The 10,583-nt window shown below is 72.4% G+C and carries 9 protein-coding genes; 3 read left to right on the top strand and 6 right to left on the bottom strand.

Annotation, left to right across the window (positions count from 1 at the left end; genetic code table 11):
* Positions 1 to 25 precede the first annotated feature (25 nt).
* From A5648_RS24860 to recO, 6 genes are all read right to left on the bottom strand, one after another.
* Positions 26 to 3,493 carry a hypothetical protein gene (locus tag A5648_RS24860; protein WP_065024067.1) on the bottom strand — a complete coding sequence of 1,156 codons (3,468 nt, stop codon included), beginning with the start codon at positions 3,491 to 3,493 and terminating at the stop codon, positions 26 to 28.
* A 95-nt stretch (positions 3,494 to 3,588) separates the two neighbouring features.
* The gene (locus A5648_RS08225) at positions 3,589 to 3,981 is read right to left on the bottom strand and encodes a hypothetical protein (protein ID WP_065024066.1); all 393 of its coding nucleotides are present in this window, start codon (positions 3,979 to 3,981) and stop codon (positions 3,589 to 3,591) included.
* Positions 3,981 to 4,868, bottom strand: a complete 888-nt coding sequence (locus tag A5648_RS08220) for a decaprenyl diphosphate synthase (RefSeq protein WP_065024065.1) — start codon at positions 4,866 to 4,868, stop codon at positions 3,981 to 3,983. The genes A5648_RS08225 and A5648_RS08220 overlap by 1 nt, the downstream gene beginning before the upstream one ends.
* Positions 4,869 to 4,950: 82 nt before the next feature.
* The gene (locus tag A5648_RS08215; RefSeq protein ID WP_065024064.1) at positions 4,951 to 6,171 is read right to left on the bottom strand and encodes a class I SAM-dependent methyltransferase; all 1,221 of its coding nucleotides are present in this window, start codon (positions 6,169 to 6,171) and stop codon (positions 4,951 to 4,953) included.
* A gap of 135 nt (positions 6,172 to 6,306) precedes the next feature.
* Positions 6,307 to 6,825 carry a hypothetical protein gene (locus A5648_RS24855; protein WP_207511621.1) on the bottom strand — a complete coding sequence of 173 codons (519 nt, stop codon included), beginning with the start codon at positions 6,823 to 6,825 and terminating at the stop codon, positions 6,307 to 6,309.
* Between the two features lie 110 nt (positions 6,826 to 6,935).
* Positions 6,936 to 7,730 (bottom strand): DNA repair protein RecO, encoded by a 795-nt coding sequence (recO, locus tag A5648_RS08205; protein WP_065024063.1) that lies wholly within the window; start codon positions 7,728 to 7,730, stop codon positions 6,936 to 6,938.
* A gap of 76 nt (positions 7,731 to 7,806) precedes the next feature.
* On the opposite strand from recO, the gene A5648_RS08200 reads away from it, so the two are divergent.
* From A5648_RS08200 to A5648_RS08190, 3 genes are all read left to right on the top strand, one after another.
* Entirely contained in the window at positions 7,807 to 9,255 is a 1,449-nt protein-coding gene (locus A5648_RS08200) for an amidase (RefSeq protein WP_065024062.1), read from the top strand.
* Between the two features lie 121 nt (positions 9,256 to 9,376).
* Complete coding sequence (locus A5648_RS08195) at positions 9,377 to 9,715, top strand: hemophore-related protein (protein WP_065024088.1); 339 nt, start codon at positions 9,377 to 9,379, stop codon at positions 9,713 to 9,715.
* A gap of 13 nt (positions 9,716 to 9,728) precedes the next feature.
* On the top strand, positions 9,729 to 10,583 hold the full coding sequence (locus A5648_RS08190; protein WP_065024061.1) for a sulfurtransferase: 855 nt from the start codon (positions 9,729 to 9,731) through the stop codon (positions 10,581 to 10,583).

Genomic DNA, 10,583 nt, shown 5'->3' with positions numbered 1-10,583 from the left:
AGTTCGCTGCATCGCCGCGATTTCTTTAGCAAGGCGGCGACCCCAGCGGAGTGCAGCCTTTCGAGCCGGTAACGCCGGCCAGACCTGGCAGCCCGACGCCACCTTTGCCACCCGCCGTGCCACCGCCGCCGGTACCGGCGGCGCCTCCGGAACCTGCGGTGCCCGCCGCGCCACCGCCGCCGCCGTTGCCCCCGGTGCCCCCGACGCCTTGCTTATTCAGATCGAGCAGGCCGCCGACCGCATTCAGGGCGCGTCCGCCAGCACCGCCACTCCCACCTGTGCCACCGTCGCCGCCGGTCCCGGCCTTACCACCGACGCCGCCATTGCCGGCGTTACCTGCCGCCCCATTCAGCGCCGTGCCTGCGGCACCGCCTTGACCGCCGACGCCGCCCACCCCGCCGGAGCCGCCCACCCCGCCGGAGCCACCGACACCGCCGTTACCACCGTGCGTAGCGCCGCTGGCGATCACGCCTGTAGCGTCACCACCTGCCCCGCCGGCGCCCCCCAGTCGGCCGAGGGCGCCGGTACCGCCCTGCCCGCCGGCACCACCAATACCACCGGCGCCCCCATCCCCGGAGACAGAGCCACCGGCACCACCGGCACCACCGGCACCGCCCACTCCTCCGGCCCCACCAGTGCCACCGATACCACCGATCCCGCCTGTACCACCGTTGCCGCCGGTGACCTCAGTCGTCAATCCCAGCCCGACACCGGCGGCGCCGCCGGCGCCCCCCACCCCGCCGGGTGCACCGGTTCCGGTCGGCGCGCCCGCCACGCCCGGGCTGCCGTTGCCGCCATTGCCACCGTTGCCGCCGACGAACTCTCCCACCCCGAGCAACCCACCAGCGCTGCCGCCCTTGCCGCCGGTCCCACCGGTCTCGACGCTCGTGGTGCTGCCATTGGTGCCTGTACCACCGTTGCCGGCAGGGGGCAGAAACACTTGGGACGAGCCGGCCTTTCCTCCAGCGGCCGTTCCGGTCGGTGTCGGGTTCGTCCCCGTCGCTCCCTGCGCCCCGTTTCCGCCGGCGCCGCCCTGACCGCCGTTGCCGATATTGCCGCCATCGCCGCCGCGGCCGCCCTGTCCTCCGGCGGCACCGCTGGTCGTCGGGTTATAGCCGCGTCCGCCGTCGCCGCCATTGCCACTGGGCCCGCTCGGCAGCCCGCCGGCCGCACCGGCGGTCCCAGCAGTGCCCCCGCCGCCCGGGGTGTCGCCGGCCGCACCGCCGTTGCCGCCGCCACCACCGGTGCCGGCGTCACCGCCGCGGCCGCCCGCCCCGCCGATGCCGTTATTGATGACATTGCTGGGGTCGCTGGTGTTGTCGGCGCCAGCGCCGCCGTTGCCACCCGCGCCAGCGACACCCCCGGCCCCGCCGGCACCGCCGTTGCCGTTGACGCCGACCGCCCCGGTAGCGAGGTTGGTGCCGGCATCACCACCGCGGCCGCCGACACCGCCCTGGCCGCCGACGCCGCCGTTGGTCCCATTTCCGCCGGCACCATTGTTGACAGCGATCGCCCCGCCGGTGCCGTTCGCTCCCACGCCGCCGGCGCCGCCCTTGCCGCCGGCACCGCCCTGACCTCCGGCGCCGATGCCGCCGGCACAGCTGGCGCCGGGCAGATCCAGGCAGTTCCCGCCCGCCCCGCCGGCGCCGCCGTTGCCGCCGCGGCCGCCGGTGCCGGCGGCCCCGGTCAGGCTGCCCGCCCCACCGGTCCCGCCGGCTCCGCCGTCGCCGCCCTTGCCACCGGCTCCGCCCTGATACCCGCCGCTTCCGCCGAGGCCCCCGGCCCCGCCGTTGCCGCCGTCGCCCCCGGCTCCGCCGACCCCGTTGAGCGCGGCGGCGTTGCCGCCGAGGCCACCGGCGCCCCCGGTCGCGGCGCCACCCGAGGCCAGAACGGCGAACCTGGCCACCGAACCCGTCCCCGAATAGTCGTAGCCGCGTCCACCGATACCGCCGTTGCCGCCACCGGTAGCCATCTGCCCGTCGGCACCGGCCGTACCGGCACTACCGCTGCCGGCCAGCCCGCCGCTGCCCGCCGCTCCGGCGGCGCCGCCGGCTCCGACCGCGCCGGGGTCGGCGCCGTCGCCGCCGTTGCCGCCCGCGGTGTGCGCCGCGGTGCCGGCGCCGCCGTCACCGCCGTTGCCCCCGGAACCGGAATTCCCACCGGCTCCGCCGTTTCCGCCACCACCGTTGGCGCCGGCCAGCCCGTGGGCGGCCGCCCCGCCGTCGCCACCCCGGCCACCAAAACCGCCATCGCCGCCGGCCCCGCCCAGCCCGGCATTGCCGCCGTTGCCGCCGAATACCCCGTCGCCGCCGTCTGCGCCGACACCGCCGACACCGCCCCGGCCACCGTCACCGCCGCGGCCGCCGGCGCCACCATTGCCCGCGATCGCGCCCCCGGCCCCGCCGGCGCCGCCATCACCGCCGGCACCCCCGGCCTGACCGGCCTGTCCTGCCGCGCCGTCGGCGCCGCCGGTCACGGTGGGTTCGGCATCGGCTCCGTCCGCGCCCCCAGCGCCGTTACCGCCGTTCCCGCCGGCGCCGCCGTCGCCGTGATCGCCGCCGGCACCGCCGGCGCCCCCGTTGCCTCCGGTCGCGCCGTCCACGCCGGCGTCCATGCCGTTGCCGCCGGCCCCGCCGTTACCGCTGATCCCGTCGACCGCATCGCCGGTCGCCCCGCCGGACCCAGTTGCCCCGAACAGACCGGCGATACCGCCGCGCCCGCCGGCGCCGGCCAGCCCGGCATTACCGCCGGCACCGCCCGCCCAGCCATCGAGGTGCCCGTCGGCGCCGTCGGCACCGGTACCACCGCTACCCCCGGTTCCGGCCGCACCACCGGAACCGCCCCGGCCGCCGACGCCGAACACCAGCCCGCCCGCGCCGCCGCGGCCACCGGCGCCACCGTTGCCACCGTCGGCACCGTCGCCGCCGGCGGCATTGATTCCCGCCGCGCCGTCCGCCCCGGCGATTCCGGCGCCACCGTCCCCGCCGTCGCCGCCTCTGCCCAGCAGCCAGCCTCCGGCACCGCCGTCGCCGCCGGCCAAGCCGTCGCTTCCGGCGCCGCCCGCCCCGCCGTTGCCGAACATCCCGGCATCGCCGCCGTTGCCGCCGTCGCACCCGGCACCGCCGTCACCGAGCAGCCAGCCACCGGCGAACCCGTCGAGGTGATCGGCGGTACCGGCCGCGCCGTTGCCGATGGCAAAGCTGCCGAGCACCACGTTGACCGCGTCGGCGATTTGCTGGCCGGCGGCGCTGTCGAGCCACTCCGCCACCCCGGCGTGCAGCGGGGTGTAGAACCACTGGTCGAACAGGTGACTCAGGTCGACGGGGTCGAAGGCGACCGCCGGAGCCGGCTCGGGGGCCAGCAGATCGAGTAGCCAGTCGGTATCGACGACGTCGGCCCGTACCGGCGGGACGGCTGCCGGGGTCATGCCGAATGCCAGCACGGTGCCGACGGCAGTGACCGCGGCCCGGCCGCCGCGATGCTTGGCGATCACGTCGCCCCCAATCTCCCGCCTTTGGGGACAGATCAGCGAACCCTCAGATCACGTTAAGCTAACGCCTCGGAGAGGGGCCGTCAAAGAAGCCCGGGTCAGGACGTGAGCGCCTGGCGGATGTCAACGCCTTTGGCCAGCACCAGCAGCACCAGCGTGCACAGCGCGTCGTCGGTCAGGCCCGAGCCGGGAAAGTTGTAGCGCAGCAACACATCTGCGGTCTTGGTGGTGCCCTTCTCGACCACCGTGACGGTCCCCAGTTGGCTGAGCCGCGCCTGCTCGGCCGCCCGCTCGCGAAGTTTCTTGGTCAGCGCCAGATCCCAGCCCAAGATCTGGGTCAGTGACACCAGCTCCAGCTCGTCGGTGATCGGCACCACCCGCAACGAGGCCAGGGTGCCCTCGTGGTGGACGGTCAACGCGCCGTCGGGCTCGGCGTCGGTGGTCAGCACGGTGGCCAGCACCGTGGCGAGGCGGTCGGCCAGCCCTGTCATCACGCCGTCCCGAATCGGCGCTGGCGTGAGGCGTACTGTTCGCACGCCTCCCAGAGGTCGCGGCGGTCGTAGTCCGGCCACAGTTTCTCTTGAAAGATGTACTCCGCGTAGGCGGCCTGCCACAGCATGAAGTTGGACGACCGCTGCTCCCCGGAGGTGCGGATCAACAGGTCGACGTCGGGCATGTCCGGCCGGTGCAGATGCCGGGCGACGGTGGCCTCGGTGATCCGGTTCGGCTTGAGCTTGCCCGCAACGGCTTCGGCGGCGATCGCCTGCGCGGCTTCGGCGATCTCGGTGCGCCCCCCGTAGTTGACGCAGTAGTTGATGGTGATGACGTCGTTGCCGACGGTCATGTCCTCGGCGATCTCGAATTCCTTGATGACGCTGCGCCACATCTTCGGCCGCGAACCAACCCAGCGCATCCGCACCCCCATCGCGTTGAGGTTCTCCCGGCGGCGGCGCACCACCTCACGGTTGAACCCCATCAGGAAGCGCACCTCTTCGGTGGAGCGCTTCCAGTTCTCCGTGGAGAACGCATACACCGTCAGCCACTTGACGCCGAGTTCGATTGCGCCGCAGGTGATGTCGATCAGCACCGCCTCGCCCATCTTGTGCCCCTCGGTGCGGCTCAGCCCGCGTTGAGTGGCCCAGCGGCCGTTGCCGTCCATCACCACCGCGACGTGGTTGGGCAGCGCCTCGGCCGGGATCTGCGGGGCCACCGCCTTGGAGGTGTGCTGCGGCGGACGGCACGGCCCACCTCCCGGCGGCACCGGCAACGCCGGAAAGACCACCGGCCAGGTGGACTTGTCCGGGAACACCGGATAGTCGTCGGGGGCCGCGGGAAGCTGCGGGAACGCAGCCTTGCGCCCAGCCCGATTCAACACCATCTGCCCTATCCTGCCCGACCGGTACCGCGCCGCCCGCGGCGATCACGTATCCGCCGCGGCGGCTTACCTGTCAGCGCGACGATCAGGAATCGGCACTGAGGTCCATCGCGACGAAGTCCAGCCGCCACAGCGACTGGAACAGCCTGCGCCCGAACTTCTCCAGGTCCGCCGCGCTCGCCCGCACCGAACCGCCGGCCTGCGCCAGGTTCGCCGCGATCTCCCGGATGCTGCGGCGGCCGTCGATGCTCTGAACGAACGGCAGCTGGGTGGCGTTGAGCGGCATTCGCCAGCCCGGCCGGAAGATCTCGTTGCCGTTGAGGCCGCACTTGAAGCGGTACAGCGGCACGTAGTCGAGGCTGTCGGCCGTGGCGAAGTCGATCACGTAGCTGTTCTTGGGACGCTCAGGGCGGGTGGCAATGAAGAAGTGCCGCGCGTTGAGGGTGTGGATGCGCTCCATCACCGACCAGATCTTGGCCTCCGGCAGCGCATTCACCTTCTCGTAGAAGCCGCCGCCCGGCGCGGCCACATCGTGGGCGTAGTACGGCGCCTTGAGCAGCCAGCCCTGGAAGTCGAGTCCGGCCGAATTGGCCAGGTCGATGCAGCCGTCGACGTCGTAGCTCTTGGCCCGACCATGCAGGAAGGTGTCCACCAGACCCGAATCTGAGGCCAGGTCGCCGGCGATCTTGAGGTACGGCTGGACGGGATGGTCCTGCGACAGCATCCGGATGGCCTGGCGAACGGTCTGGATCGACTCGTCGCTCTGTTCCAACCCGAGGTCCTGGAAGACGCCCTCGAGGATCTCGATGCCGATCCGGCCGTAGCGCGCGTAGAGCATGATGCCGGCGACGCCGTCGGGTCGCAGGCAGTCCGCCACCGCCTTCATGCCCACCTTCGGGTCGGCCATGTGGTGCAGCACCCCGGTGGAGACCGCCAGGTCGAAGTCCTGGCCCAGCGTGGACAGCTCCTCGATCGGCAGCTGATGGAGCTCCAGGTTCCACAACCCGTGCTTGTCCTTGAGGTACTGCTGATGCCCCAGCGACGAGGCGCTGATGTCGACGGCCACCACCCGGGCCTTGGGGTTGTTGTAGGCGAAGACCGCCGCCTGGTTGGTGCCGCAGCCCGCGATCAAGATGTCGAGGTCGGGCCGGTAGTCCCGGTCCGGCCACAGCACCCGGTGCGCATGGCTCGGGTCGAACCACTCCCAGTTGCCGGCCGACCACGCCTGCAGGTCGTGGATCGGCGGCGGGTACGTCCACCGCTCGTACTGACGGGAGACGACGTCGGCGCGTGGGTTCTCGGTCACTTCGTTGTGGCTCCTTGTTGCGTTGCCCCCGGCGATCGAATCAGACTCTAGCGGGGGTTATTCGGGCCGGCGCGACGGGTGCGGCTCACATCGGAGCGGCGTGTCAGACGCGTCGGTTGATTCTGTTTTGCGATCTCAGCGGGCGTGCCCGGGTTGGCCGGGTTGGCCCGGCTGACCGGGCTGGCCGGGGGTTCCGCCCGGTCCGGCGGCACCGCCCGCGCCACCGGCACCGCCTGCGCCGGGTTTGCCGCCGACACCACCGGCGCCCCCGGCACCGCCGTGTCCGCCGGCGCCGCCCTTGCCACCGTCGCCGCCCTTGCCACCTTGACCGCCTTGGCCGCCCTTGCCACCCTGGCCGCCCTTGCCACCTTGGCCGCCCTTGCCACCCTGACCGCCCTTGCCGGCAGCACCCGGGGCACCGTCGGCCCCGTCAGCGCCGTCGGCGCCGTCGGCTCCGTCAGCGCCGGGGGCATGCGCCGGCAGTGGGGCCATGATCCCGACACCGGGGACGGCTCCGATGCCCGCCTGCGCGACCGGGACGACCACCGGGACCATTCCCGCGACCAGCAGGGCGCCCGCCGCGGCGCCGAGCCCGGCCACGTAACGCGGCGCAGTGTAGTGCGCCCAGCGCCCCCACCCGGTGTCGTGAATCATTCGGCCTGCCTTCCACATTGAGCGTTCGGATCGTGAAGTCGCATCAGCCTACCGCCGACGCGTGGGCGGTCCACCGAAACGGACACAAATGCCAGGTCGGTCGGGGTGAGTCAGCCGTCGCTGCCGGCCGCCTTGGCGTCCGTATCCGCCGCGGCGCCCTGTCCCGCTGCCCGCTGAACCCGCTCCACCAGGGGCAATGTTCGCAGCCGGCGCTCCAGGTGCCACTGCAGATGGGCGGCCACCAATCCGCTGGCGTGGCTGCGGTGCGCCGAGGTCGAAGCCTGTGCGGCCTCCCAGTCCCCGTCGTGCAGCGCCGACATCAGGTCCAGCACCCCCAACGGCGGGGTGGTCGCGCCGGCCGGGCGGCAGTGGCCGCAGACGCTGCCGCCGGCAGCGACGTGAAAGGCCCGGTGCGGGCCGGGGGTGGCGCAACGGGCGCACTCGGTCAGCGCCGGCGCCCACCCGGCCACCGACATCGCCCGTAACAGGTAGGCGTCCAACACCAATTCGCGGGGGCGGCTGCCGTCGGCCACCGCCCGCAGCGCACCGACCGTGAGCCGGTGCAGCGCCGTCGCCGGAGCCCGCTCGGCGCCGGCGAGGCGTTCGGCGGTCTCCAGCATCACGCAGGCACAGGTGTAGCGGCCGTAGTCGCTGACGATGTTGCCGGCGAACGAGTCCACCGACACCACCTGGGTGACGATGTCGAGGTTGCGGCCCGGATGCAGCTGCACGTCGATGTGGGCGAACGGCTCCAGCCGGGCGCCGAACTTACTGCGGGTACGGCGCACTCCCTTGGCCACCGCGCGGACCAGCCCGTGGTCGCGGGTGAGCAAAGTGACGATCCGGTCGGCTTCGCCGAGCTTGTGCTGGCGCAGCACCACCGCCCGGTCCCGGTACAGCCGCATCGCACCAGTTTCGCATCACCACAGGGACGTTTCGAGGACGGTCACCGGCGTGGCACGCCGGATACTCTCGTCACCGATGACCCACCCGCCCGCGGCGCCCGGCACCCGCTTTCCCACTCTCACCGAGCAGCTCTACCAGCTGGCCAGCGGCGAGGTGACCTCGGTCGACCTGGTCCGCCGCTCGCTGCACGCCATCGACAACAGCCAGTCCACGCTGAACGCCTTCCGGGTGGTGTTCACCGAGTCGGCGCTGCGCAGTGCCGCCGACGCCGACCGGCGCCGGGCTGCCGGCCACCGCGCCCCGCTGCTGGGCGTCCCGATCGCGGTCAAAGACGACACCGACATCGCCGGCGTGCCAACCTCGTTCGGCACGATCGGCTACGTCGAACCCGCCAGCGGCGACGCCGAGGTGGTGCGGCGGCTCAAAGCCGCCGGCGCGGTGATCGTCGGCAAGACCAACACCTGCGAGCTGGGCCAGTGGCCGTTCACCAGCGGCCCCGGGTTCGGCCACACCCGCAATCCCTGGTCGCGCCGGCACACCCCGGGCGGCTCGTCGGGGGGCAGCGCCGCCGCGGTCGCCGCCGGCCTGGTCGCCGCGGCGATCGGATCCGACACCGCCGGCAGTGTGCGTATCCCCGCCGCATGGACACATCTGGTGGGCATCAAACCGCAACGCGGCCGCATCTCCACCTGGCCGCTGCCCGAGGCGTTCAACGGCCTCACCGTCAACGGGGTGCTGGCCCGCACGGTGGCGGACGCGGCGCTGGTGCTGGACGCGGCCGCCGGCAACGCCGAGGGCGATCGGCACAAACCGCCGCCGGTCACCGTCTCCGATTACGTGGGAAGCGCGCCGGGCCAATTGCGGATCGCGCTGTCGACCCGCTTTCCTTATACCGGGTTCCCGGCCCGGTTGCACCCGCAGATCGGCGCCGCCCTGGAGCACGTCGCCGGACAGCTGCGGTTACTGGGGCACGTCGTGCTGCCGGGCAACCCCGACTACGGGGTGCGGCTGTCGTGGAACTTTTTGTCCCGCTCCACTTCGGGTGTGTTGGCCGCGGCGAGCAACCTCGGCGGCGGCGTCACGCTGGACCCGCGGACGCTGGCCAATATGCGCACCGGCCGACTGCTGTCGCAGGCCGTACTACGCAAGGCCCGCTCCCACGAGTCGAAGGACCAGCGCCGGGTGGGGTCGATCTTCCGCATCGTCGACGTGGTGCTGGCGCCGACCACCGCCCAACCTGCGCCGCTGGTGCAGGCCTTCGACGACCTGAACGCCCTGGAGACCGACCGCGCTATCGTCGCGGCCTGCCCGGTGACCTGGCCGTGGAACCTGCTGGGATGGCCGTCGATCAACGTGCCGGCCGGGTTCACCTCCGAAGGACTGCCGATCGGGGTGCAATTGATGGGACCGGCCCACAGCGACGGTCTGCTGGTTTCGCTGGCCGCGGAGTTGGAGGGCATCGGCGGCTGGGCGGCGCGACAACCCACGCCGTGGTGGCGCACCGAGCCCGATTCCTGCCGGTAACGCACCGAAAAGCCCGTCACCTTTGTCTTCTGCGTGGTATTCGACTCTCCGCTAAGCTGACACGGTCGTTTTGGACTTCGTAAATCACGTAACAGTCCAACAGGTGAAAGGCGTCTTCGAAATGGCCTCTCTGTCGTTGACCAGGATCGCTGTCGCAGCCGGCAGTCTGGCTTTGTCGCTGTCCGCCGGAGCCGGGTTGGCTTCCGCGAGCCCGGACCTCGGCCCGATCATCAACACGACCTGCAGCTACTCGCAGGTGGTGGCTGCCCTCAATGCGGAGAACCCCGCAGCGGCCGCGGAGTTCAACGCGTCCGGCAACGCCAGTGGCATGTTGCAGATGTTCCTGAACTCGCCTCCTGCCAAGCGGCAGCAGTACGCCACCATGATCCAGAGCATGCCCGAGGCGCAGCCGTACATCGGCACCATCACCTCGGTCGCCGGTTCCTGCAACAACTACTGAGCGGATCGTCGCCGTGGGCCTGCGTGACAAGGTCCTGATCAGCGCCGCCGAGCTCGCTGAGCTGCTGCGGGCCGGTGATCCGGTGACCGTCCTGGACGTCCGCTGGAGCCTGGAGGTTCCCGACGGGCATCCCGCCTACCTGCAGGGTCACATCCCGGGTGCGGTATACGTCTCGCTCGAGGACGAGCTGTCCGACCACGACGTCCCGGACCGCGGTCGGCATCCACTGCCGACCGGCCGCAATCTGGAAGCCGCCGCCCGCCGGTGGGGGGTGCGGCGCACCAAGCCGGTGGTGGTCTACGACGACTGGAACCGCGCCGCGTCCGGGCGCCTGTGGTGGCTGCTGACCACCTCCGGGCTGCGCGACGTACGCATTCTCGACGGGGGCCTGGCGGCCTGGACGGCGGCCGGGGGCGAGCTGGAAGCCGGCGACATCAGCCCCGAACCGGGCAACGTCACCGTGTTGCCCGAAGACCTCTACGACGGCGTCCGGCCCACGCTGACCGCCGATGAGGCCGGCTCCGGCGCCGTGGCATTGCTCGACGCCCGCGCCCCCGAACGGTTCCGCGCCGACAACGAACCGGTCGATGCGGCCGCCGGCCACATCCCCGGCGCCAAGAACCTGCCGTTCACCGCCCTGCTGGCGCCCGACGGAACCTTCCTGCCCGACGATGATCTCGCCCGGCTGCTCTCCGAACGCGGCGTCGGCGCCGACGACACGGTGGGCGCGTACTGCGGTTCGGGAATCAGCGCCACGGTGATCGTGGCGGCACTCGCGGCAGCCGGCCGTCCGGCCGCGCTGTTCCCCGGGTCGTGGTCGCAGTGGAGTTCGGACCCGTCCCGCCCGGTGGCCCGCGGCGACGCCTGA

It is taken from the genome of Mycolicibacter sinensis (assembly GCF_001673565.1).
Lineage (GTDB): Bacteria > Actinomycetota > Actinomycetes > Mycobacteriales > Mycobacteriaceae > Mycobacterium > Mycobacterium sinense_C.
This window is presented reverse-complemented; position numbering and strand designations above follow the sequence as displayed.